General features: G+C 69.5%; 18 protein-coding genes and 1 pseudogene. 3 read left to right on the forward strand and 16 right to left on the reverse strand.

The genetic code is table 11. The features are described from left to right. The 15 genes and pseudogenes from ABT352_RS07015 to ABT352_RS07085 form a co-directional block, all read right to left on the reverse strand. Positions 1-1,985, reverse strand: a pseudogene (locus ABT352_RS07015) (glycoside hydrolase family 9 protein); the annotation flags it as partial. 129 nt (positions 1,986-2,114) lie between these two features. Next, positions 2,115-5,054 carry a glycoside hydrolase family 48 protein gene (locus tag ABT352_RS07020; protein ID WP_350943133.1) on the reverse strand — a complete coding sequence of 980 codons (2,940 nt, stop codon included), beginning with the start codon at positions 5,052-5,054 and terminating at the stop codon, positions 2,115-2,117. Between the two features lie 842 nt (positions 5,055-5,896). Beyond that, the gene (locus tag ABT352_RS07025) at positions 5,897-7,255 is read right to left on the reverse strand and encodes an ice-binding family protein (RefSeq protein ID WP_350943134.1); all 1,359 of its coding nucleotides are present in this window, start codon (positions 7,253-7,255) and stop codon (positions 5,897-5,899) included. Between the two features lie 408 nt (positions 7,256-7,663). Next, positions 7,664-8,806, reverse strand: coding sequence for an ice-binding family protein (locus ABT352_RS07030; protein WP_350943135.1), 1,143 nt, complete (start codon positions 8,804-8,806; stop codon positions 7,664-7,666). Positions 8,807-9,183: 377 nt separating this feature from the next. Then, on the reverse strand, positions 9,184-10,761 hold the full coding sequence (locus tag ABT352_RS07035; protein WP_350943136.1) for a cellulase family glycosylhydrolase: 1,578 nt from the start codon (positions 10,759-10,761) through the stop codon (positions 9,184-9,186). 540 nt (positions 10,762-11,301) lie between these two features. Next, positions 11,302-12,699, reverse strand: coding sequence for a serine/threonine-protein kinase (locus ABT352_RS07040; RefSeq protein WP_350943137.1), 1,398 nt, complete (start codon positions 12,697-12,699; stop codon positions 11,302-11,304). After that, positions 12,686-13,747 carry a LacI family DNA-binding transcriptional regulator gene (locus ABT352_RS07045; protein ID WP_350943139.1) on the reverse strand — a complete coding sequence of 354 codons (1,062 nt, stop codon included), beginning with the start codon at positions 13,745-13,747 and terminating at the stop codon, positions 12,686-12,688. The genes ABT352_RS07040 and ABT352_RS07045 overlap by 14 nt, the downstream gene beginning before the upstream one ends. 48 nt (positions 13,748-13,795) lie before the next feature. Next, positions 13,796-14,350: a GNAT family N-acetyltransferase gene (locus ABT352_RS07050; RefSeq protein WP_350943141.1), complete on the reverse strand. Its 555-nt coding sequence runs from the start codon at positions 14,348-14,350 to the stop codon at positions 13,796-13,798. Between the two features lie 228 nt (positions 14,351-14,578). Beyond that, a complete protein-coding gene (locus ABT352_RS07055; RefSeq protein ID WP_350943142.1) occupies positions 14,579-14,908 on the reverse strand; it encodes a DUF2516 family protein in 330 nt (109 codons plus the stop codon). Between the two features lie 416 nt (positions 14,909-15,324). Then, positions 15,325-15,807 (reverse strand): hypothetical protein, encoded by a 483-nt coding sequence (locus ABT352_RS07060; protein WP_350943144.1) that lies wholly within the window; start codon positions 15,805-15,807, stop codon positions 15,325-15,327. A 3-nt stretch (positions 15,808-15,810) separates the two neighbouring features. Next, positions 15,811-16,341 (reverse strand): helix-turn-helix domain-containing protein, encoded by a 531-nt coding sequence (locus ABT352_RS07065; protein ID WP_350943146.1) that lies wholly within the window; start codon positions 16,339-16,341, stop codon positions 15,811-15,813. 310 nt (positions 16,342-16,651) lie between these two features. After that, a complete protein-coding gene (locus ABT352_RS07070) occupies positions 16,652-17,575 on the reverse strand; it encodes a M56 family metallopeptidase (RefSeq protein ID WP_350943148.1) in 924 nt (307 codons plus the stop codon). After that, entirely contained in the window at positions 17,576-17,941 is a 366-nt protein-coding gene (locus tag ABT352_RS07075) for a BlaI/MecI/CopY family transcriptional regulator (RefSeq protein WP_350943150.1), read from the reverse strand. Between the two features lie 121 nt (positions 17,942-18,062). Further along, entirely contained in the window at positions 18,063-18,854 is a 792-nt protein-coding gene (locus ABT352_RS07080; protein ID WP_350943151.1) for a class I SAM-dependent methyltransferase, read from the reverse strand. A gap of 2 nt (positions 18,855-18,856) precedes the next feature. Beyond that, positions 18,857-19,594 carry an SDR family oxidoreductase gene (locus ABT352_RS07085; RefSeq protein ID WP_350943152.1) on the reverse strand — a complete coding sequence of 246 codons (738 nt, stop codon included), beginning with the start codon at positions 19,592-19,594 and terminating at the stop codon, positions 18,857-18,859. Between the two features lie 107 nt (positions 19,595-19,701). Here ABT352_RS07085 and mshA point away from each other — a divergent pair, with 107 nt between their 5' ends. From mshA to ABT352_RS07100, 3 genes are all read left to right on the forward strand, one after another. Further along, positions 19,702-20,985 (forward strand): D-inositol-3-phosphate glycosyltransferase, encoded by a 1,284-nt coding sequence (gene mshA / locus ABT352_RS07090; protein WP_350943154.1) that lies wholly within the window; start codon positions 19,702-19,704, stop codon positions 20,983-20,985. A 127-nt stretch (positions 20,986-21,112) separates the two neighbouring features. After that, entirely contained in the window at positions 21,113-21,592 is a 480-nt protein-coding gene (locus ABT352_RS07095; protein WP_350943155.1) for a type III secretion system chaperone family protein, read from the forward strand. 99 nt (positions 21,593-21,691) lie between these two features. Beyond that, positions 21,692-22,435, forward strand: coding sequence for a phosphoglyceromutase (locus ABT352_RS07100; RefSeq protein ID WP_350943156.1), 744 nt, complete (start codon positions 21,692-21,694; stop codon positions 22,433-22,435). A gap of 125 nt (positions 22,436-22,560) precedes the next feature. Here the strand turns inward: ABT352_RS07100 and phoU are convergent, their stop codons facing one another. After that, positions 22,561-23,220, reverse strand: coding sequence for a phosphate signaling complex protein PhoU (gene phoU / locus ABT352_RS07105; protein ID WP_350943157.1), 660 nt, complete (start codon positions 23,218-23,220; stop codon positions 22,561-22,563). Positions 23,221-23,336 lie beyond the last annotated feature (116 nt).

Genomic DNA, 23,336 nt, shown 5'->3' on the forward strand with positions numbered 1-23,336 from the left:
CTGCCGGTGATCGCGGAGACGACCGGCTTGCCCGGCCGCGACGGCGCCACGGTGTCCGCCGGCTCGTCACCGGGCGGGTTGCCCCAGATCTTCGTCGTGCCCGCGTAGACCGTCATGTTCTGCGTCCGCACCGGGGTCGCGCCCGGCGTGGTGGGGATACCGGTGTACGACCAGTCGTTGGACGGGTCCCACGTCCCGGTGCTGGCGATGCGGAACTGCACCTCGCGCCGGTGCTGCGACTGGCCCGCGGGGGCGATCGAGGTGTTCGAGCAGTCGACGGTGACGTAGTAGGTCTTCCCGGACAGCAGGGTCGGCCCGGTCGGTGCCTTGCACTGGTTGTAGGCGGACGTCACGGAGACCTGGCTCGCGGTCGTGGCGCCGTCGAGGGTGAAGTAGTAGCGGAAGGAGCCGTTGGTCAGCGCGCGCGCCGGCCAGGCCGACTGGTTCCTCACGATCGCCTTGATCTCGGTGAACGTCGAGCCCGTGGCGTTCACCCCGGCCTCGACGAAGATCTCGGGGCCGTCGGGGGTCTCGGCGACGGGGAAGTTCGCGGCGGGGGCTCCGCCGTACTCGCGGTAGAGGCGGGCGAGGGCACTGGTGAAGCCCGCGTTGTAGTCGGTGGCGACCTCGTTCATCACGTAGTCGTCGCGCTTGTCGGTGTACTTGTCGTCGGGGTCGGGCGGGCCGCCGACGAGGGCACCGTACAGGGTGTGCCGGGTCTCGACCGGGTTGGTCATCTGGTCGGTCCACGAGCCGTGCGCGGTGCGGTGGTGCGGGTTCTTCGGCGGGTTCGCGCCGAACCCGATCATGTACGAGGAGTTGCGCGGGTTGTCACCGAGGGCGTAGTTGATCTGCCTGACCGCGAAGTCGTGGTACCGCGCCTTCCGCGTCGCGTCGGTGATCGAGTCGGAGTGGACGAGCGCGACGAACGAGGTGTTGGCCGCGTAACGCAGCGACCCCCATCTGTCGAGCACCGCGTGGCCGCCGGGGGAGTACTTCACCCGCTGCCCGTTCACGCCGACCGTCCAGAAGTCGAGCCAGCGGTTGGCGTCGTCGAGGTATTTCTGCTTGCCGGTCAGCTTGTTCAGCAGCACGTAGGCGCCGTAGGACTTGTCGTCCCAGGCGATCGTCCACTTGTAGGACTTGATGGTGGACTGCGGCTCGGTGCCGAGGTTGTCGTAGTACGACTCGGCCTTGGTCAGGTAGGAGGCCTCCTGGGTGGCCCGGTACAGCCAGATCGCGCCCCAGACCAGCTCGTCGTTGTAGCCGCTCCACGACTGGTAGTAGCCCGACGCGTCGGTGATGCAGTCGCTGTACTTCTTCCGCACGGTGTCGGCGAAGGTGTAGAGCTGCCTGGCGTGCGTCAGCAGCGTGTCGGCGTACGTCGGATCCGTCGGACGGAAGACGATCGAGGAGGCCGCCATCGCCGCCGCCGTCTCGCCGGCCAGGTCCGATCCCCCGCACGAGGCGTCGATCTTGTAAGAGGGCCGCTCCATCTGCATCGCCTCGGCGGGGCCCCACCAGGCGTGGTCCTTGCCGCCGTTGCCGACCTGCCCGTACAGCACGTTCGCCGACGGGTGGGCCTTGATGAAGTAGTCGTTGACGAACCTGAGGTTGTTCAGCAGGTGGGTGAGCTGCCCCGAGGAGGCGTACGCGTCGCGGTACTCCACCGCGCCCCAGGCCAGCATCGTCGCGCTGGCCGCCATCGGCAGGCCGAACTTGACGTGGTCGCCCGCGTCGTACCAGCCGCCGGTCAGGTCACGACCGACGTCCTGGCCGTCGCCGAGCCCGGAGGGGCCACGCCAGCTGACGCGGTTCCAGCTCGGCAGCGGTCCCGACTGCTGGGCCTCGTAGAACCAGAGGGACTTCTGCAGCGCCTCGCCGTACGCGAAGGCGGGCGCCGCGGCCTGGGCGCCGGTGGCGGACACCGTCACCGGCACGGCCGCCAACGCCAGCAGCGCGAGCGCCGCCAGGGTCTTCTTCATGGGGGGTGCGCCTCTCGGAGGTGGTGCTCGGGGCGTGACGGCAGGTCAGGGGTACCGTCACGCCCCGAGGTCTCAGGGGGTAGAGCCCGGGTCCGGCCCGGGGGAGAGCCGGACCCGGGGGGCGGGTGGTCAGGGGAAGAGGCGGCCGTACTCGGCGAGGGCGACGGCGACGTCCACCTGCGCCCAGAACCGGTGGTAGTTGAAGGACGGGGCGGGGCCCGTGCCCTTCAGGTAGGCGTCCACCTTCGGCCAGTCCGGGTCGTTCTTGTAGAAGGACCGGATGGACAGGAAGGTCGAGTTGGAGTTGATCACGTCGCCGTTGGGCATCTTGCCGGTCCAGCCCGGGGGCACGTAGACCGGGTCGTTGAGGCGGTTGTAGTCGGCCTTGGTCTCGACGACCGAGACGCCCTTGGCGTCCTGGTTGTTACGCCACATGCCGTCGAGCAGACCCTTGGCGACGGCCTTGGCCGTGGCGTCACCGGACTTGGCCGCGTAGTACATCAGCACCTTGGCGTACGAGCCCGCCACGCCCACGTCGGTCGTGTAGTCCCTGATGCTCACGTGCAGGTTGGTGTTGGGCGTGGGGTTGTTCGGGTTCCAGGTGTTGGGCTGGCCGGTCCAGATCAGCGTCGAGGGGATCTGGTAGGTCCCGTCGGCGTTGATCGTGGTGTTGTCGGTGGCCCACTTGACCCACTTGTCCAGGACGAGCTTGGCGTCGGCGTTACCGGTCGCGTAGTAGAGCTCCGCGACCCGCTCCAGCGACCACGCCTGGAAGCCGAACCACTGGTTGGACGGCGGGTCGTGGTAGACCGGCTGCCAGTCGTAGGCCATCCCGTAGAAGGTGGGCAGCGTCGACGGCGGGGCCGCGTAGTGACCCTGCCAGCTGTTGGTGGCGCCACCGGCGATCGCGCCCTCGCTCGACTGGAGCCAGCGGTAGAACTCCATCTGCCGCTTGGTGCTGGTGGTCCAGTCCTGCACGGCGGTCGCGCCCTTGGGCTTGAGCGCGTCCACGCTGGACAGCACCCACGCGGCCATCGGGTTCTGGTAACCGGAGTGGTTGTGGCTGGAGCCGATCCGCCAGGACCAGCCGGCGGAGGTGTCGTAGGCGCCACCCCAGGCGTAGTACCAGCTCAGCAGGTAGGCCGAGCTGTCCTTGCCGGTTCCGGCCGGGCAGGAGGTGCTGGTGCAACCCTGCTTCTTGAAGTACTTGTCGTACATCGCGTAGCGAAGGTAGTCGCCCATCTTCGCGGCCTTGGAGATCGTGGAGGAGACCTGCGAGGCCTTGCCCTGCTCCGTGGCCCAGGTGTGCGCCCAGTAGGCGACCTGGACGGCGCGCGCGTCGGCGTCGGGAGCGTTGGTGTACTTCCACTGCTTGGCGTACGCGCTGTCGCCGGTGAACAGGTCCAGGAACCCGTTCGTGCCGCCGTGCTTGAAGGTGTCGCAGGACGGCTGCGGAATGGTCTCGAAGACCGACTCCTCAGGACCGCGCTGGTAGGTGTTGATGTACGCGGGCTTGGTGGTCCCGTCACCGCAGCGGCCGAAGCCGTAGGTGTTGTCCACGTCCAGCAGCCAGTGCATGCCGTAGATGTCGCTGGTGCCGTAGGCCGTCTTGAGCTCGTTCGCGATCGGGTCGACGCCGACGCTCACGCCGCTGTCCAGCCTGGACGGGTACTGCTTGATGTCGTCCCACTCGCCGGCGTACGTGGCGGGCTTGGACGGGTTGTAGGAGGCGTTGGTCGGCTGGTCGGCCGTGGCCGGGATGATGTACTTCTCCATCGAGGCCCAGGCGGCGTTGAACTTGGTCCAGTCGCCGGTCACCTTGCCGTACGCCGCCTCCAGCCACAGGTAGTAGCTGTAGGCCTCTGAGGTGGTCTCGTGCCCGTGGTCCGGCGCCTCGACCAGGAAGGTCTCGACGGAGTGGTAGGGCACGCCCTCCGGCGAGAAGTAGCCGTTCGCCGGGTCCTTGAGCTTGTTGTACATCGTGACGAAGCGCTGGATGTACTCGTTGTCGCCGCCGCCCGAGTCGTTGTCGACCTCGGTGGCGGTCGTGGTGGCCGAGGTGTGGCCGGGGGCGCTGGAGGTGAACACCGCGGTGCCGGAGGTCTGGTCGGCGTCTTCCGCCGCCGCGAGCCGCACCGTCTGCGCCGTGTTCCAGTTGGAGCTGGTGAAGGTCAGCGACGCGCCGGAGGCGACCGTGAGGTCGGTGTCACCGCTCGTCCTCGCGGTCGTCACGGTGACGTTCGAGGACGGGGCCCTGGAGAGCTTCACCGCGAGGTCGGCGGTGCCGCCCTCGGGGACGGCGATCGTGGCCGGGGTGACGAGCACGGCGGGGTTCGAGTTGGCGGTGACGGTGATCCCCACCGGGTTGGAGGTGGTCGTCGCCCCCTTGTCGTCGGTCGCCCTCGCGGTGAGGGAGTAGCTTCCGGCGGCGACGTTCGCCCAGCTGTAGGTGTACGGGGCGGTGGTGTCGGTGCCCAGCAGCGTGGTGCCGTTGTAGAAGTCGACCTTGGAGACGGTGCCGTCACTGTCGGTCGCGTTCGCGGCGATCGCCACCGTCGCGGGCGCGGTGAAGGTCGCCCCGGCCGCCGGGCTGGTGATGCTCGCGGTGGGCGGCTGGTTGACGGGGGTGGTCCCCCCACAGGTGGTGCCGTTGATCGTGAAGGAGGTCGGCTTGGGGTTGGAACCCGACCAGCTGCCGTTGAAGCCGATGCTGGTCGAGGCACCGGTGGCCAGGTTGCCGTTCCAGTCGAGGTTCCTCGCGGTGACGTTCTGGCCGCTCTGCGCCCAGGTGGCGCTCCAACCCTGGGAGACCCTCTGGGTGCTCGTCGGGAAGGCGAACCCGAGGGTCCACCCGGTCAGCGGGTCACCCAGGTTCTTGACGGTCACGTTGGCGGTGAAGCCGCCCTGCCAGTCGTTGGTGGTGTAGGTCACATCGCAGGAGACCGCCGCGAGGGCGGGGGAGGCCGCCAGTGCGGTGGTCGTCCCGGCCGCCAGGCTGAGTAACACCAGAGCGGCGATCCGTCTCCGGAAGCGTGGGAGCGCTCCCGCTTTGATGGGGAACAGATGCATGAAATGGGCCTCCGTGAGTGGGGATCGATGCGAATCCGCTGGTGGTGACACCGCATCGGATCAAGCTAGGGAGAGAGGGGGTGGGAGCGCTCCCATAAAGGATTCTGGAGGCGGTGAACGGGATGTCAATGGCATGTGCCTCCGGTTACGCCGATGTTTCACGGCCCATGCCGCCAGGCTGCTGTGATCCGGTCGGCCTTTTTCACGAACCGTGAAAGTTTCAGAACTGTTGATCTTTCCAGCCGAGTGCTTGTTTGTGCGGGTGTCTCCAACCCCGGGCCCGCCGCCCGGGGCGGCCACCGATCCATCCGGGTCCTCGGCGTCCCCGGCGTCTCCGGCGGGCGCGTGGCGGCCCGCCCTTCCGGTGTGTTCGGTGGGCTGTGCGACGGCCTGCCCTTCCGCCGTCAAGTGCTTCCCCCGCCGGCCGTCGGCCGAGCGGCCTGCGCCTTCCTCGCCGAGGTGCTCCGCCCCATCTGCCGATGGCCGGTGGTCTGTGTGGTGAACCGCTCGTTTCCTGTCGCGGTGCTTCGCCCCACCGGCCGACGAGACGGCCGGTGGGACGGCTTCGCCTGCGTCGGACGGCGGGTGGCTCTCACGGGGCCTCACCCCGGCCGGCGACGGCGACCGGGAAAGGCGAACGACGAGGAGGAGCCGCGACAGGAAAAGCGATGCGCTTTTGTGCCGCCCGGGAATTCCCGGGCGGCACTCCTCGGGAATTCTCGATTTTTCGAACCTCGGCCGATCGCTTCACCTCTCAGAGTTCTCCGACCCTCGGAGGCGTCCGAAGACTCTGAAGTCCCCGGCGTATTCGGAGGCCGAGAATATGTTCTCCTCCGGTGTTTTCAGCGCTGATGGCGATGGTGTCCGGACCGTGGGTGCCGGTGACGGTTGCGTTCCCGGTTCTTCGCCTTGAACATTTTTTCCCTGGGCGGATACGTAATGGTGCTCCGGTTGCGTTTCTTGTCGTCGCGCGCGTCGCCCGCGTCGCCCGTGCCACCGGCGGAGAGGGGGCCGGCGGTGGAGGTCGGGCTCGCCGTCGACGCCGGGCAGACCCCCTTGGGTCCGACGACCATGGTCAGCACCGGTGAGGAGCTGGGATCGAGCCGGTTCGTGCCCGCGAAGGCGGCCACGAACTCATGGGTTCGTTGCGGTACCTGGGACACGATCAGGGTCGCGCGGCCGGTGGCGTCGGACTGGGTCCTGTCCTGGCTCACCCCGTTGGCGAAGAACTCGACAGGCCCTGCCGGCGGGACCGGCCCCGAGGAGGTGACGCTCGCGACGAGAGTGAGGTGACCCGGCGCTTCCGGATCGCAGAACGCGGCCAGCTTGGTGGAGGTCTTCCTCGGCGGCATGACCGTGCAGGCGGATCGTGTGACGGTGGTGTCGTCCATGCTGACGCTGCCCTCACGGGCCAGAAGGCGGCCGTTCACGGTCGTGCCGTCGGCCGTGGTGATCGAGGTCAGCGCGAGGAGGTTCCCGGCGAAGCTGGAGTCGGCCCCCAGGGTGGCCGAGCCGCCGACCTGCCAGAAGACGTTGCACGCCTGGGCGCCGTTGACGAGAGTCACCGTGCTGGCGGGCGCGGTGATCAGGCCGGGTGCCCGCAGGACGAAGAGGGCGTTCGGGTTCCCCTGTCCGTCGAGGGTCAGTTCCCCGGTGAGCTGGAAAGCGCCGGAGACGGAGTTGTAGACGCCCGGTTTCACGGTGGTCCCCCCGAGCTGCGCTGGGAGGGAGGCGGTGCCGCGCAGCCCCACCACGTTCCGGTAGGCGGTGGCCAGGTCGGTCTGCGCCTGTGCGGCGACGGGGTCGGCCGCGTAGACGGCGCCGGCCATGACGCCGGGTGGGAAACCGGTGGTCACCGATCCCGGGCTCACCCCCAGCTCGCCGGTGACGACGCCGGAACCGGTGTTGGTGACCGTCCTTCCCGCCAGGATCGCGAAGTTCGTGGCCGTACCGAGCGACACCGGTGCCATCGCGTCCCCCTCGGGCGTATCTGGCGTCCCGGGCGTCCCGGGCGTCCCGGGCGTCCCGGGCGTCTCGGGTGCCGGGTGCACCGGGTCGGTCTGACGCGTCGTGTTCGCCGCCTGGGCCGTGTGCGGGGCCGCGGCGACGCAGCCCAGTGCGACCGCGACGGTGAGTGCCCCGGTCAGCCAGGAGTGGACGGTGGTTCGAGCGACAATACGTGAGTGACCAATTCTTGTCACAATGCTTTCCTTTTCTTTTTGGTATTTCTCCGTTCATGCGCATTGCCGATGATGCGCCGTTTTTCCGACACTACTGACCTTTGGCGGTGCGGTCGTCGTACGACATGCGGATTGTTTTGTCGCGTTGCCCGCGGTGAGCGTCATGAAAATGCGGCCATGTTATTGTTTGTGTGGATATCCAAGGGAATGCTGTGGCGTCCGTGGACCTCGCACCTCCGCCGTGAGCGTCCACGTCCGACGATTTCCCGCGCCGAATGAGCGCCGTGGCACGCCCCCGCTCATCACGAGAGGGCGTGCCGCCAGGCGGCACGCCCTCGATGGTCCCGGGGTACGGGAAGGCCGGACACGCGGCCCGGGAGACGACACGCGAACGGGTGCCCGGACGCGGCGAACTCCCGGCGCGGGGCGCTAACGCGGGTGGCGGCGGCACCCGGCCCACGAGCGGTGGCGGCGATGCCCGCGCTCACGGTCCTTTGTCTTGATCGCGTTGCCGCTGTGCTGCCTGCTCTTGATGCCCTGGCCCCCCTTGTTCTTCCCGTTCTCCGCCCCCGCTGTCGTCGCCTGCGCCTGGGCCGGGCAGAGCCCGTTCCGGCCGACGACCAGGGGCTGCGATGGGGAGGCGCTGGGATCCAGGTCCGTGTTGCCGGGGAAGGCGGCCACGAGCAGGTGGGTTCCCGGTTCGATGCCGGTCACCGGCAGGAGGGCGCGGCCGTTCGTCCCGATCGGGGCCGTACCCAGGCTCACCCCGTCGGAGAAGAACTCGGCGGAGCCCGTGGGCGCCGTGGGCCCGAAGGGTATGACGTTCGCGGTGAGGACGAGCCGGCCCGCCGCCCTCTGTGAGCACGCCGTGGCCAGCGTGGTGGCGGTCTCCCTCGGCGGTGAGACCGCGCAGTGGGCCGCCGTGACGATGCCGGTGTCCAGGATGACGGCGCCTTCGCGGGAGAGGAGACGGCCGGCGACGTTCGCGCCGGTGGCCACGGTGATCGAGGTCAGCGCGAGGACGTTTCCGGCGAAGCCGGAGCCGGGGCCGAGCGTGACCGAACCGCCGACCTGCCAGAAGACGTTGCACGCCCGGGCGCCGTTGACGAGGTTCACCGTGCTGGCGGAGGTGGTGACGAGGTCGGAGGTCGTCCTGAGGATGAAGACGGCGTTCGGGTCGTTCTGTCCGTCGAGGGTGAACTCCCCGGTGATCGCGAAGGCGCCCGTGGCGGAGTCGTAGGTGCCGGGAGTCACGGTGGTCCCGCCGAGTTCAGTCGGGAGGGTGGCGTCGACGGGCTGTCCCGCCGCGTCGTCGTAGGCGGCGGTCAGGTCGAGTCGGGCCTGCGCGGCGGTGGCGTCGGCGGCGTGGACGGCGCCGACCACGACGCCGGGCGGAAAGCCGGTGACCACCGATCCCGGGCTCACCCCGAGGTCCCCGGTGACCACGGTGGGGCCGGTGCCGGTGGCCGCCGTCCCCGCCAGGACCGCGAAGTTCGCGGCGGTGCCGAGCGGCGGCGGCGTCGCCGCGTTCGCCGCGTGCGGGGTCGCGGCGACGCAGCCCAATGCGAACACGACGGTCAGGATCCCGGCCGGCCAGGAACGAGCGGTATTTCGCGAGGCGGTATACGAACGACCAATTCCTGTCACAATGCTTTCCTTTTCTTTTCGGTATTTCTCCGTCCAGGCGCATTGCCGATGATGCGCCATTTTCTCTGACCCTACTGATCGGCGGTGTCGTATCTGTCATACGACATGCGGGATGCTTTATTGCGTGGTTATCGGCTCATATCAGAGAGATGTGGCCGTGTTGTTTTCCGGGATATCTCGATCCGGGGCGGGACCGCCCTCCGGTGGGTGAAACGAACAGAGGGCGTGCCGCTCGGCGGCACGCCCTCGACGGTCCGACGAGATGACGCGTCAGGACCGGGTGCGGGATCGACGGTGCGAGGTCAGGTGCAGGTGATGCCGGACGCGCCGGGGGTGGAGGGCCCGTTGGCGGTGAATCCGACGACGACGGACTGGCCCGCCGCGAGGCTGGTCGCGTGGCTCGGGGCCTTCGCGGTGAAGGTGGTCCCGCTCTGCGTGACGGTGGCGTTCCAGCCGCTGCCGAGCGTCACCCCGGACGGCAGGGTCCAGCGCACCGACCAGTTGTTCCAGGCCGAGGTTCCGGTGTTCTTCACGGTCAGTGCGGCCTGGAAACCTCCCGACCAGGAGTTCGTGAGCGCGTAGGAGGTCTCGCAGGCCGCGGAACCCGGGGTGGGGGTCGGTGTCGGGGTGGGCGTACCGGTGCCGCCCCCGCCGACCGGTGCGATCAGGTACGGCTGGAGGATGTCCTGCTTGTCTTGGTTGATCGAGCTCCAGTCGTCCTTGGCGATACCACCGGTGTCACCCGAGTTGGGATTCCACGACCAGTAGGTGAACGACATCCCGTTCACCCCGGTGCCCAGATACTTCATCAACTCCTGGAGCCAGACCTTGTCCACGGGCGCCTGCATGGTGGTCCCGAACTCGCCGAGCATGATCGGGGCGATGTTCTGCTTGTAGAGGTAGCCCCAGTACCTGTCCCAGACCGCGGGCAGGTTCGCCGGATAGTTCGGCGCGTCGAACCACGCCTGGCGGTAGACCGAGGTGGCGTAGTCGTGCGGCGAGTAGACCAGCCGGTTCGCCACGTTCAGCCGCACCGGGAACTCCCCGGCCTTCGACAGGTTGCCGCCCCACCAGCCGCAGTCCTCGTCGTTGCTCGGGTCGTTGTCCCAGACGTTGGACAGGCCCCCGCTCGGGCAGCTCACGCCTTCGACGAAGATCAGCCAGTTGGGGTTGACCGAGAGCACCGCGTTGCCCGCCCGCTCGGCGGCGAGCCGCCAGTCGCGGGCGGTGTCCCCGCAGCCCCAGCACGCCCCGGTCGCGGCCGGGTTGGTGCCCTCGGCGTGCGGCTCGTTGTGCAGGTCGGCGCCGATGACGGTGGTGTTGCCCGCGTACCGCTGGGCGAGTGCCTTCCAGTCGTTGATCCAGGTGCTCTCCGGCGTCGCGGGCACGTACCACAGCGGCGACTGCCCGGCGGCGGTCGGCCGATGCCGGTCGAGGATGATCCGCATGCCCTTGCTTCCGGCGTACGCGATGACCTTGTCGAGGATCTGCAGCGGGCTGTTGCCGACCAGGTCGGGGTTGACGAAGTCGTTCACGCCGCTGGCGACCGCGCCGGGCTTGAGCGCGTCGTTGGAGAACGGTACGCGGAGGGTGTTGTAACCGAGCGAGGCCATCTTGTCGATCTGGCCTCTCCACGGGTTGTTCGACCACAACCCGTGGAAGGTCTTGTTGTCGGTCTCCATGCCGAACCAGTTGATACCGGTCAGCCGGACGGTCGCCCCCGTACTGTCGACGATCTTGTTGCCGGAGGTGCGCAGGTAACCGGTGCCGGTCCCGGCCGCGGCACCGGCCGGGGAGGAGCCGAGCGCGACCGCCAGCGCCGAGGTGACCGCGAGCGCCGCGAGCGCCGCAGGCCACCTGCGAACACGCAGGACTTTCATGGAAAGGGCCCTTCAAGGACGTGATCTGTTCGCGGGGTGAGAACCTCGCGATCGAAAGGTGCGGCCGGACGCGCTCGCCATGGTTCGGCGCCCGCCCCGCTCCCGTCAACCACCGTGGGAACCGGTTCGCCCCGATGCCGTGCCCGCACCCCGTCCCAACTCGCCCTGTGCGACCTCGGCTCGCCTGTCGTTCCGTGAAAGTTTCACCGGCCGGGCCGCGTCTCCCGCACCCGGCGTCCGGGCCGGCGGTCACCGTCGGTGAATCCCCTTCGGCGGGCGCGACCCGAACCCGCCGCCGAATGGCACGCGTTCTGACCGTCCGGTGAAAACCGCGGGAACAACTCGGCGCCGCCGATCCTGTCAAGGATAAAAGGTGACCGGGAATTCGCCTCGGCCGGGTGTCGGTGTTCATCCGAGGTTTCACCGACGATGTCGGAAACGGCGAATACGACAGACTCCCAAAGCCGGCGCCCGGGTCCTCTCGATTCAAGAAGCGAGAGGACCCGGGCGCGTTTTTCGACTTTCCGGCCGGTTGGTTTTCTAGCCTGTCAACGCGACCGTCACGAGCATCAACTGGGCCTCCAGGGCGTGGCGGAAGTCGTCGGGCAGCGAGCCCTCCCGGTTGCGCTCGGCGATCTTTCTTCGGATCGGGTCGAGGTCGCCGGAGCCCCAGACGCTGTTGGCCAGCACCTGCCGCAGGTCCAGGGCCACGTCCGGGCGGATCTTGCCCTCGTCCTCCCCCTTCGCGAGCACGTCGTTGAAATGCCGCACACTCTGGTTGAGGTTCGGTGCGTAGGAGTGGATCGCCTCCGACCCGGGCGCCGGTTCCGCCATCTGCCCACCCCACTTTCGGGTAGGAGAAGTAGGAGAAGGAAGCGGAGTCGTGCCCGGTTGCGGGTAGGCGGTGGTGGGGTCGAGGACCGTGGGCGGTGCCGTCCCGCGACCCTGCGGACCGGCGACCTGCTCGTTGTGCGAGCCGGAGATCCGGCTCCACACCAGGAGTCCCGCGAGCAGAGCCGCCACCGTCGCGACCACCACCCAGCGCCCCAGCCCACCCCTGCCCGCCGAGTGCACCGGGGTCAGGGGTGTGGCCGGTGTCCTGAGGGCCGCGGTCAGACCGTCGGCCACCTCATGGGCCCTGGGTCTGGCCTCAGGCTGGTGCGACAGACAGACCTGGCAGAGCGCGCTGATCCGCGCGGGCATGCCCGGCACCTCCGCCACCGGCGGAGGTCCCTCCCTGCGGACGTTCTCGATCTCCTCCCAGGTCCGTTCCGGGTACGGGGGGGCGCCGGTGAGCATCTCGAACAGCAGGACGCCCAGCGCGTAGATATCGCTCGCCGGATCCGCGACCGTGCCGGTGAGCCGCTCCGGAGCCACGTAGGGAGGCGTCCCGTACTCGGAGGTCCAGTCGTCGCCGTCCTCCCCGATGAGGGCGGCGATGCCGAAATCGAGCAGCTTGGCGCCGGTCGAGGTCAGCAGCACGTTCTCGGCGGTGACGTCCCGGTGCACGATGCCCCGCTCGTGGGCGGCGGCCAGCACGGTGGCCAGCCTGGCGGCGATCATCGCCGCCTCCGCCCACGGCAGCGGGCCCTCGGCGATCCGGTCCGCCAGCGGGCGTCCGTCCAGCAGGCGCATCACCACGTACGCGGCGAGGCGCCCCTGCGAGGTCACGGTCTCCCCGTAGTCGTAGACCTCGATCGCGTCGGGGTGAATGAGGCGCGCGGTGGCACGCGCCTCCCTGCGGATCAGCTCGCGCTCCCCTCGATCGAGACCCAGTTCGCCGTCCAGCAGCTTGACGGCGACCATCCGCTGGAGCGACTGGTCGAAGGCACGCCAGATGACGCTCATGCCCCCCCACGCGATGCGCTCCAGCAACAGATACCTGCGGGTGAGCACATCTCCCGCGCGAAGCCCGACGTGCTGGTCAGGCGGACTCACGGACCACCAGCTCAGTGGGGAGTACGGGATTGTCGCGGGGAGAGCCGGCCGAGCCCATGGAGAGCAGCAGCAGCCGGGCGGCGAGTGCGGAGAACTCCTCCACCGGCTGGCGGACGGTGGTGAGCGTGGGTGAGGTCCGCCGGGCGGTGGGGGCGTCGTCGAACCCGATGACGGCCACATCCTCCGGCACCCGGCGGCCGGCACGACGCAGGGTCTGCAGCGCCGCGGCTGCCATCACGTCGGAGGCGGCGAAGACCGCGTCGACGTGCGGCATCCTGCGCAACAGCCACTGCATGCCGTGCACGCCCGACGCGTGGCTGAAGTCGCCGTACGCGACCGGCACGTTGGTCATCCCGGCCAGCGCGAGGGTCTGCAGGAACCCGTCGAGCCGGTCGCGAGCGGCCGGAAGGGCGGGTGGGCCCGCGATCACGCCGATGGACTTCCGGCCGCCGAGCAGCAGGTGTTCCGCCGCCTGCCGACCGCCGTCGCGGTTGTCCATGTCGACGTGGGGGAGGTCGATGCCGTCTGGGGGACGGCCCGCACTCCGTACGGGTATGCCCGAGGCGGCGAGGGTCACCACGAGCGGATGTCTGTCGCGGGCCGCGATCAACAGGACGCCGTCGATGCCTCCTGCGACGAGCGGTGGCGTGGCGATGGTGGAGGTGGCCGCCGTGGCGGTCATCACGGCGAGGGGGACGCCGTGTCCGGTGAGGACCTCCTCCGCAGCCGTGATCATCCGCGCGTAGAACGGCTCGGTGAACAGCCGGTGCGCGGGTTCGCAGACCACGATGGCCACGACCTGGTCGGATCGGCGGCCGGAGCCGCCACGGGGAGCGCGATGCCTTACATAACCAAGACGCGATATTGCGTCATGCACCTGCCTACGAGCCGACGTGCTGACTCTGACTGAACCGGTGAGTACCCGGGACGCCGTGGCCGGGGAAACCCCTGCCTCTGCCGCGACCTGGGCAAGTGTGGGTAGATCGGTCATAACTTCCTCCACACCAAGATTCCGCACAGGTGGGAGCGCTCCCATTGAACCTAGCATTGTTTCGGAAGTGTCAAAAGATGTTTCCGAAAAATCACCTTGTGTATGTCAAATTTCCCTGACAACCCAGTCAGGGGCAAGTATCGACATGATTACGGAGTCATACCATTCCCCGTTTAGGTGCAGGGCGTCACGACAGACACCCTCCTGGACGAACCCGAGCTTGCGGTAGACGTGCGCGGCCCGTTCGTTGAAGGCGTAAACCTCCAGGCCCACCCGGTGCAGCGGCGTGGTGCGGAAGACGTGGTCGAGGGTGAGCCGGATCGCCTCGCTGCCGTAGCCCTTCCCGTACGCCCGGGGGCCGATCAGCGCGATGCGCAGGTTGCAGGAGAGATTGTCGGCGTCGAGCTGGTTGAGCACGATCTCGCCCACGTAGGCGTCGTCACCGGAGGTGCAGATCGCCAGGTCCAGCCGGTCGTCGAGGTCGCCCCGCGAGCCGTACCAGGCCTTCAGCCCCTCGTAGTCGGGCTTGCCGTGCGAGCCGGTCAGCCGGACGGTCTCGGGGTCGTTGACCAGCTCCCAGAGGCCGTCCACGTGCTCGGGACCGACCGGCCGGAGCGTCACGTGCTCTCCGGGGAGTGTGGGTTTGCGCGCGAACATCATTCGGTGTGTCTACCGGCAGGAATCCCGCTGGGCAAGCAGATTCCCCCCGCGAGGGCACGACGGGCCCCGGCTCGGGGTGGGTCACCGGGGTGCGTACCGTCCCCGATCGCACGACGCGGTCCGGTCGTCGGAGTCGTCGGAGTCGTCGGGGCCGTCGGGGCCGTCGGGGTCACTGCGGACTCCGGTCACCCTGACCCCGCGCGAGCCGCACCGTGGCGCGTCCCCGCGTCACCAGGGTCCGTACGGTCCCTGGTTGCCGCCGCCTCTGCCGATCTCCCCCACGGCGGGACGCACGTCGGCGAGGTAGATGCCCGAGGCGATGACGGACGCGATCGTGAAGATGCTCAGGACGCTGAGATACTGCACCGCGGCGGCGAAGCCGAACAGCGCCGCCAGCCCGAGGATGACCAGCCACAGCTTCTTGGTCTGCTTGCCGGTGGCCGCGAACGCCCGCGCCGGGGTCTTCACCGCGTGGATGAGCGCCCAGCCCGACAGTGCGAACACTCCGACGGCCAGGATCCAGAAGACCAGGTCCAGAGCACCGTGGATTTCGATCATCGTCTCTCCAGAACGTTCGCCTCGCCGGTCTCCCTCAGCCTAATGCCGAAAGTCCCGTTCGCGCCGCCCTCGGTTCTTACCGGCCGGGGCCGGCGGCTCGCTTCCGGCCCGCGCCGGACTCGTCCGTCCGTACCGGACCGCGCCGGTGGCTCGTTCTCGCGCCCGTCACGTCGGTCCGGCTCGTTCCCGGCGCCGGGTACGGCCCTCGGGCGGCGAAGGACCCGTCCCGGCCGCGCCGGAGCGGGTCCTGGAGCCGGAGCGTCGTCCGGTCGCCGCCTCACGGGGTTCATGGAGGTGGCCGTGAGCTCGTGCACGGCCCCGCCGCGTGAAGCGGTGGCGAGTCCGCGGGGGCCGGGCGGGTCCGGGGGTTTCGTGAGGTCCGCCGGACCGGCCGGCAGGTTTCGCGAAGGGCTCGCTCAGCTCTTGGTCGTGCCGGACGTCCTGGAGGTCCTGGAGGAGGTCCTCGTCGTGCCCGACGTGCTGGACTTCGTGGCGCGGGTGCCCTTCTTGGACGTCCGGGCGGCGGCGATCGCGGGCTCGGCGGCCTCGGAGACCTCCTCCAGCTCCAGGGCGATCTCGCCGCTGGTCTTGGAGACGACCTTGCGGCCTCGGCTGGCGAACTCCTCGTACAGCTCGTTGGCCCTGCCCGCGATGTGGTCGGCGTAGTCGCGCGCCTTCACCGGGAAGTCCTTGGCGTAGACCTCGGCCTTTCCGGCGAGCTGCCTGGCCCTCCCCGGGAGGTCCTTCGCGGCCTCGCGGATCTCCTCGCGGCGGCCCTGCAGCTTGTGGATCTGCTCGGGAAGCTCAAGGAGCTTCTCGACGGCGAAGTCGCCGGCCCCGGCGACGGCGTAGAACGGCTTGGACTCGGCCAGCTTCTTGACTTCGGTGGTGATGGGCATGGGTTAACCTTCCTTGGTTTCCTTGGTGATGTGGCCGTTGCTCGGAGGGGCCGCGTAGGGCTTCAACGCGGTGAGGTATTCCTTCGGGAGCGGCACCTCGTCGTCAGACGAGGAGTCCGCGTCACCTCGCCGGGGCTCCGGTGCGAGAGGCGCTTTCTGGGAGGTCTGCGCGTCGTCGTCCGGGGCCTCGGCCTGTTGGTTCTCCTTGCGGAACGACTCGTAGATGTCGATCAGCACCTGGCGCTGGCGCTCGGTGATGAGATGGTCGGCCCTGATCGCGGTCAGCACGTCGCTGTCCGGCTCGCGCTCCTCGATGAGGCCGGCCTGGACGTAGAGCGCCTGCGACGAGATGTGCAGGCCTTTCGCGATCTGGTTCAGGATCTCGGCGCTGGGCTTGCGCAGCCCGCGCTCGATCTGGCTCAGGTAGGGGTTGGAGACCCCAGCCGCCGCGGCGAGCTGCCGAAGGGAGATCTTCGCGTGCGTGCGTTGCTCGCGGATGTACTCACCGATCGAACCGACCTTGGGTAGTGCCATGGTTCGAGTCTGCCGCACGGTGCTTGCAATTGCAAACGGGATGGCTAACACTTGCAAGCACTTTGGGGTGAGCTTGGTTAAACCTGGAGGAAACCAACCACATCGCCAGGACGGCCCCCGATTTCGGCATACGGATCCGCCGCACCTTCACGGAGACCCAACACGGGACTGCACTCGGTGAGGGGGGCTCGGTGCCGCGCGTGCGACGGTCGCCGCGCCCGCCAGGGGGCCCGGTGCGGGGTCTTCGGTGCGGAACCGGCACAAAGGCGGCGCCGACTTCGGTGCGTGGCCGGCCGCAAGAGCGGTGCGGTCAGTACGGGACCAGCCACAGGAGCGGCGCCGAGGACGTCAGGGCGACGGAGAAGGCGACGATGGCGTAGCGCACCCCGCGCGGCAGGACCGGGACCGGGTTCACCAGACGCTCGACCCTGGCCATCACGGCGGCGGCGGAGTTCGCGGCGCCCAGCGCGCCGTGCGGGGCCGGGACGGCGCCCGCCGTGCCGAAGCGCAGCAGGGCGGTCGCGAGGCGGCGCGCGGAGCAGCCGCGGCGGGCGACGTCGTCGGCGGCCATCTCCACGAGCAACCCGACCTCGCCCTGCGCGTCCCTGACCACGCGCGACCAGGGCAGCGCCCTGCGCAGCGCGGCGAACGGCAGCAGCACCAGGTCGTGCCGCTCACGCACGTGCGCGGCCTCGTGGGCGAGCACCGCGCTCAGCTCGTCGGCGGAGAGCAGCTTCAGCGCCCCCTCGCTCACCACCACCTGGGAGCGCAGGCCGGGCACGCAGTAGGCGGTGGCGCCCGGGTGGTCGAGCACCCGCACGCCGGGGACCACCGGATCCTCCCTCGCGATCAGGGCGAGCAGGGTGCGATGGCGCCTGCGGGCGCGGAGCGTCTGCGTGCCCGCGGCGAGGAGGACCAGGATCAGCACGGCGAGCGCGGTCAGCCCCGCGACGAGCGCGAGGATCCTCGGCATGTCGTACGGCCTGGGAAGGCCCTGCCCGGCGCCGAACGCGGAGATCGCGAACTCGTGCAGGCCGTGCAGCACGCCCTCGCCGTAGGGTTCGAGCGCGTAACCGAGCAGGGCGCCCGTCCCGGCGAGCCCCCAGGTGACCCCGAGCGCCTGCCACAGGACGATGGCCACGTGCGGGGCACGATAGGTCCATCGAGCCCGGGTGAACCGCCAGGCGCCGACCGCGCAGACCAGGGCGAGCGTCGCCAGCGCTGCCGCGGTCATCTACTCGTCCTCCAGGTCCTCCAGGTCCGTCAGGGCCCTGCGCAGGATGTCGGCTTCGGTGCCGGTGACGGCCTGGGCGAACCGGGTGAGGGCCGCCGACCGGTCACCGGTCAGATCCAGCGCTTCCAGCATAAGCTCCGCGACGTAGGCGTCGCGGCTCTCCGCCGGTGCGTACCGCCACGCGCGCCCGTCGCGGGTGCGGAGCAGGAAGCCCTTACGGGTGAGCCGGTCGAGCACGGTCATCACAGTGGTGGGCGCCAGGTCGCGGTCGGCGATGAGACGTCCGACCTCCCGCGCCGTCACAGAGGATGGCTGTGCCCAGATGATGTCCATGATGCTGCGTTCAAGCTCGCCGAGACCCTTCACGCATCCAAGCCTAACTCCCGCACCACGAGGGGTAGTACTACGGGTTGTCGAGTGATGTGCGTCACATGCTTCTCACCGTGTGTCATCCCGTCCAGGTCGTCGCCCGGGGCGCACCTCGCGATCATCGCGGGGCGACCGCGGACCAGGGCAGGGTGATCTCGCCGAGCCGCCAGCGCGACCGGCCGCCCAGCGGGGGGTGCTCGGCGAGCGGCCAGGTCCCGGCGAGCGTTCCCGCGGCGGCGATCCAGCGCTGCCGGGAGCCGTACGAGCTCAGGGGGGCGTTGACCGCCCAGGCGCGGTCGAAGTCGCGCAGGAAGGCGTGGACGGGCTCGCCTGGGACGTTGCGGTGAATGAGCGTCTTGGGCAGCCGGTCGGCCAGGTCGGAGGGGCGTTCGAAGGAGTCGAAACGGGCCGAGACGGTGAGCGTCCGCGGCCCCGAGCGGTCGAGCCCCACCCAGACCGCGCGGTGGCCCACCTCCGAGCAGGTGCCCTCGACGATCATCCCGCCCGGCGCGAGCCGTTCGGACAGCATCGCCCAGTATCCCCACGCCTGCGCCTCCCCGTACTGTCGCAGCACGTTGAACGCCCTGACCAACAGGGGTGGCCTCGCCACCGGCAGCTCGAAGCCGCCCAGCGCGAAGGACAGCCCCGGCCGCTCGTACGGTTTGGCCGCCGCCACCCGGGCCGGGTCGATCTCGACGCCGACGACCTCGACCGAGGGGCAGACCGCGCGCAGCCGCAGGAACATCTCCAGGGTCGTGGTGTGCGAGGCCCCGTACCCGAGGTCGACCACGAGAGGGCGGACGGCGGAGCGCAGCGCGCGGCCGTGCGCGGCGACGATCCAGCGGTCGGCCCGGCGCAGGCGGTTGTGCCCCGTGGTGCCCCTGGTGATCTCTCCTATCGGCTTCGGCACGGTCAGACGCGGTGGACCTTGTGCTGGGCGGCCTGGGCCCGGGGGCGGATGACGAGGCGGTCGACGTTCACGTGGGCCGGGCGGGTCACGCACCAGGCGATGGCGTCGGCCACGTCGTCGGCGGAGAGCGGGCCGGGCACGCCCTCGTAGACCTGATCGGCGGCTGCGGAGTCGCCGCGGAAGCGGTTCAGCGAGAACTCCTCGGTGTGGACCATCCCGGGGGCGACCTCGACGATCCTGAGCGGCTGTCCGACCAGCTCCAGCCTCAGCACCTCGGTCATCGAGGTCTGCGCGTGCTTGGCCGCGTTGTATCCGCCGCCGCCCTCGTAGGAGACGAACCCGGCCACCGAGGTCAGCATCAGCAGCACGCCGTCACCCGACGCGACCAGCTTGGGCAGCAGGGCCTGGGTGACGCGGAGCGTGCCGAGCACGTTGACGTCGTACATCCGCTGCCAGTCGGCCACCTTCCCGCTCGCCACGGGTTCCAGGCCGATCGCACCACCGGCGTTGTTGACCAGCACGTCGCAGCGGTCGAGCGAGGCGGCGAGCTCGTCCACCGACTCCTGCGACGTCACGTCCAGGGTGACCGGGCGGACGCCTGGTACCTCGGCGGCCAGCTCGTCGAGCCGCTCCCTGCGCCGCGCCGCGGCCACCACGTCGAAGCCCTCTGCGGCGAGCCTGCGGGCCGTCGCCTCGCCGATTCCGCTACTGGCCCCTGTCACCACAGCCGTCCTCTTCATGACCCCTCATCCTGCCAGGAGCCCTCGGGACCCATCCGCCCGGACTCGAAGAGGCTATGTGTCGGGAATGTTGCGGATTATCCGGTGGTTGAGCCCTCTCGGAGGTGGTGTCGGTGAGGCGACGGCGGGTCAACCGGGTCGCGACGATCAGCATGCACACGTCTCCCCTGGATCAACCGGGGACCGGGGACGCGGGCGGGATGAACGTCTACATCGTCGAGGTGGCGAAACGCCTGGCCGAACTCGGGGTGGAGGTGGAGATCTTCACCCGGCAGACATCCCGGGATCTGCCACCGGTCGCGGAGATCGTTCCGGGCGTCTCCGTCCGCCACGTCACCGCGGGACCGTACGAGGAGCTGGACAAGGGAGACCTGCCCGGCCAGCTCTGTGCCTTCCTGTCGGGCGTGCTGCGCACCGAGGCCATGTACGAGCCGGGCCGCTACGACGTCATCCACTCCCACTACTGGCTCTCCGGTCAGGTGGGGTGGCTGGCCAAGGAACGCTGGGGCCTGCCGCTGGTGCACACCATGCACACCATGGCAAAGGTGAAGAACCTCCTGCTCGCCGCCGACGACAGGCCGGAGCCCGCCGCCCGCGTACTGGGCGAGCAGCAGGTCGTGGACATCGCCGACCGCCTGGTGGCCAACACCCCGACCGAGGCCGAGGAACTCGTCCAGCTCTACGGCGCCGCCCCCGCCCGGGTGGAGGTCGTCAACCCCGGTGTGAGCCTCAGAGTCTTCCAGCCCGCCTCCCAGGGGGCGGCCCGCCACCGGCTCGGGCTGCCGCAGGACGCGCACGTGCTGCTGTTCGTGGGCAGGGTGCAACCGCTCAAGGCCCCGGACGTGCTGCTGCGCGCCGCGGCCAGGATGCTCATCGACGACCCCTCGCTCAGGTCCAGGCTGGTCGTCGCCTGTGTCGGCGGCCCCAGTGGCAACGGCCTGGCCAGGCCCTCCTACCTCAACGACGTGGCCGCCTCGCTGGGGATCTCCGACGTGGTGAGGATCGTTCCCCCCGCGCCCCAGCACGAGCTGGTCGACTGGTACCGCGCGTCCGACGTGACCGTCGTCCCCTCCCACAACGAGTCGTTCGGCCTGGTCGCCCTGGAGTCCCAGGCCTGTGGCACCCCGGTCGCCGCCGCGTCCGTGGGCGGGCTGCGCACCGCCGTACGCGACGGCGTGTCCGGGGTGCTCGTCGAGGGGCACGACCCCCACGACTGGGCGCGGGTGCTCGCCAGGTTCGTCTACGAGCCCGCCTGGCGGGAGACGCTGTCGGCGGGCTCGGTGGCCCACGCGGCGGCCTTCGGCTGGTCGGCCACCGCGGCCCGGCTGGCGGACGTCTACGCCGGGGCGATGGCGAACCTGCACCGGCTCCCGGTCGCGGTCAACTCGTGAGGACCGCTCGCGAGTCCGGTGACGCGGCCTCCGGGGCCTGCTGCTCGGCCCGAACCCCGGCACCTCGTCCGGGGGGCTCGTGAGGCGGGGACGGCCCGCGCGTGAGGGCCGCTCGTAAGCTGGGCCCATGCGCGAAGTGATCGAGGCGGCGCTGAAGAGCGCGGACGCCTCCTACGAGCAGCCCAGGCCGGGGGCCTTCCTGGTGAGGCTCCCCGGCCAGCACAAGCTCGCCACCATGACCTGGTTGATCGTCGGTGACCAGGCCCTGCATGTGGAGGCGTTCTTCTGCCGTCAACCCGACGAGAACCACGCCGAGTTCTACCGCTGGCTCCTCACCAAGAACGGTTCCATGTACGGGGTGCACTTCGCCCTCGACCCGATCGGCGACGTCTACCTCGTGGGCCGTGTCCCGCTGGCCGCGGTCACCGACGAGGAGGTCGACCGCCTCCTCGGGTGCGTGCTCACCTACTCGGACGAGGGTTTCGACCGCGCGCTCGAACTGGGCTTCGCCTCCTCGATCCGGCGCGAGTGGGAGTGGCGCGCCAAGCGCGGCGAGTCGCTCGCCAACCTCCAGGCCTTCGCCCGCTTCGCCGACCCCGAACGCTGAGGGCACCGTCCCGAGAACGGGTCGCCCGGTACGTCGGGCGGTCCCGGGGCGGGCGGAGTACCCGGAAACGTCCAGCAGGCGCCCACTAAGCTTGTCGGCATGTCGACTTTGGTGCTGCTTCGGCACGGTGAGAGTGAGTGGAACGCGAAGGGTCTGTTCACCGGATGGGTGGACGCGGGGCTCTCGGCCAAGGGCGAGGAGGAGGCGCGGCGCGGCGGGCAGCTGCTGCTCGACGCGGGGGTGCGACCCGACGTGGTGCACACCTCCCTGATGAGCAGGGCGATCCAGACGGCGAACCTCGCGCTGGGCGCCGCGGACCTGCTCTGGCTGCCGGTCTCCCGGTCCTGGCGGCTCAACGAGCGCCACTACGGCGCCCTGCAGGGCAAGGACAAGGCGCAGACGCGGGCCGAGTTCGGTGACGAGCAGTTCATGCTGTGGCGCCGCTCCTACGACGTCCCGCCGCCCCCGATCGCCGACGACGACGAGTTCTCCCAGGTCGGTGACGCCCGCTACGCGCTCCTGCCGAGCGAGCTGATGCCGAGGACCGAGTGCCTCAAGGACGTCGTCGAGCGCATGCTGCCGTACTGGTACGACCAGATCGTGCCCGACCTCGCACAGGGGAGGAGCGTGCTGGTCGTCGCGCACGGCAACTCGCTCCGCGCGCTGGTCAAGCACCTGGACGGGATAGGCGACGACGAGATCGCCGGGCTCAACATCCCCACCGGCATCCCGCTCAGGTACGAGCTGGACGCCGACTTCCACCCGGTCACCAAGGGCGGACAGTATCTCGACCCCGCCGCGGCCGAGGCCGCCATCGAGGCCGTGGCCAACCAGGGCAAATAGCCCTGACGTTCCGAAAAGTAGATAAAAGACCAAAAAAGAGCAAAAAGAGGGAGGGCCCGCCGGATCCGGCGGGCCCTCCCTCTCTTCCTTTTCCGTGAAGACGTTCGTGAAGGCCGGCGGGGGACTCAGAGGACGGAGGTGTCCTGGGGACGGGAGCCCGTCACCAGATAGACCACGTCGTGCGCGACACGGACCGCGTGGTCGGCGTAGCGTTCGTAGTAGCGGCCGATCAGTGTCACGTCGATGGCCGGCTCGACGCCGTACTTCCAGTCGGGGGCCATCAGGATCTTGAACAGTCTCCGGTGCAGTTTGTCCATGGCGTCGTCGTCGGACTCCAGTTCCAGGGCCGACTCCACGTCGCGCGAGGCGATGCAGCTGCCGGTCTTGGTGACGAGGCGCTCGGCGATCTGGCCCATCTCCAGAATGGTGGAGCGGATCTCGGGCGGGATCGCGGAGTCGGGGTAGCGCAGCCTGGCGATCTTGGCCACATGCTCGGCGAGGTCGCCCATCCGCTCCAGGTCGGTGCCCATCCGCAGCGCCGCGATGATCATTCTGAGGTCCACGGCCACGGGCTGCTGCCGCGCCATCAGGTCGAAGATCGTGGTCTCGACCTCCGCGAAGACCCGGTTGACCTCCTCGTCCTGGGAGATGACGCTCTCGGCGAGCTGGAGGTCGGCGTCCAGGAGGGCGGTGGTGGCCCGCGATATCGCCGACCTGACGAGGCGGGTCATCTCGACCAGCCGTCCGGTGAGGGCGTCGAGGTCTTCGTGGTAGGCGTCGCGCATGCCACTCACGGTAGGGCGATAACGGTGAACGAACCTCGACCGTAAAGTGAACTTTATGGGAAAGCCCGTGGTCATGCCCCTTTAGCCGTCCCCAACGGGAAAACCCCGACCTACCA

The sequence above is a fragment of the Streptosporangium sp. NPDC000563 genome, from assembly GCF_040299985.1.
Taxonomy (GTDB): domain Bacteria; phylum Actinomycetota; class Actinomycetes; order Streptosporangiales; family Streptosporangiaceae; genus Streptosporangium.

Bases quoted from the DNA above. Each gene is read 5' to 3' on its own strand.
- ABT352_RS07060 (WP_350943144.1), bottom strand. From the start codon at position 15,807: ATGCCCATCACCACCGAAGTCAAGAAGCTGGCCGAGTCCAAGCCGTTC.
- ABT352_RS07055 (WP_350943142.1), bottom strand. From the start codon at position 14,908: ATGATCGAAATCCACGGTGCTCTGGACCTGGTCTTCTGGATCCTGGCC.
- ABT352_RS07035 (WP_350943136.1), bottom strand. From the start codon at position 10,761: ATGAAAGTCCTGCGTGTTCGCAGGTGGCCTGCGGCGCTCGCGGCGCTC.
- ABT352_RS07045 (WP_350943139.1), bottom strand. From the start codon at position 13,747: ATGCTAGGTTCAATGGGAGCGCTCCCACCTGTGCGGAATCTTGGTGTG.
- ABT352_RS07095 (WP_350943155.1), top strand. From the start codon at position 21,113: ATGCGCGAAGTGATCGAGGCGGCGCTGAAGAGCGCGGACGCCTCCTAC.
- ABT352_RS07100 (WP_350943156.1), top strand. From the start codon at position 21,692: ATGTCGACTTTGGTGCTGCTTCGGCACGGTGAGAGTGAGTGGAACGCG.
- ABT352_RS07020 (WP_350943133.1), bottom strand. From the start codon at position 5,054: ATGCATCTGTTCCCCATCAAAGCGGGAGCGCTCCCACGCTTCCGGAGA.
- ABT352_RS07070 (WP_350943148.1), bottom strand. From the start codon at position 17,575: ATGACCGCGGCAGCGCTGGCGACGCTCGCCCTGGTCTGCGCGGTCGGC.
- ABT352_RS07050 (WP_350943141.1), bottom strand. From the start codon at position 14,350: ATGATGTTCGCGCGCAAACCCACACTCCCCGGAGAGCACGTGACGCTC.
- phoU (WP_350943157.1), bottom strand. From the start codon at position 23,220: ATGCGCGACGCCTACCACGAAGACCTCGACGCCCTCACCGGACGGCTG.
- ABT352_RS07065 (WP_350943146.1), bottom strand. From the start codon at position 16,341: ATGGCACTACCCAAGGTCGGTTCGATCGGTGAGTACATCCGCGAGCAA.
- ABT352_RS07085 (WP_350943152.1), bottom strand. From the start codon at position 19,594: ATGAAGAGGACGGCTGTGGTGACAGGGGCCAGTAGCGGAATCGGCGAG.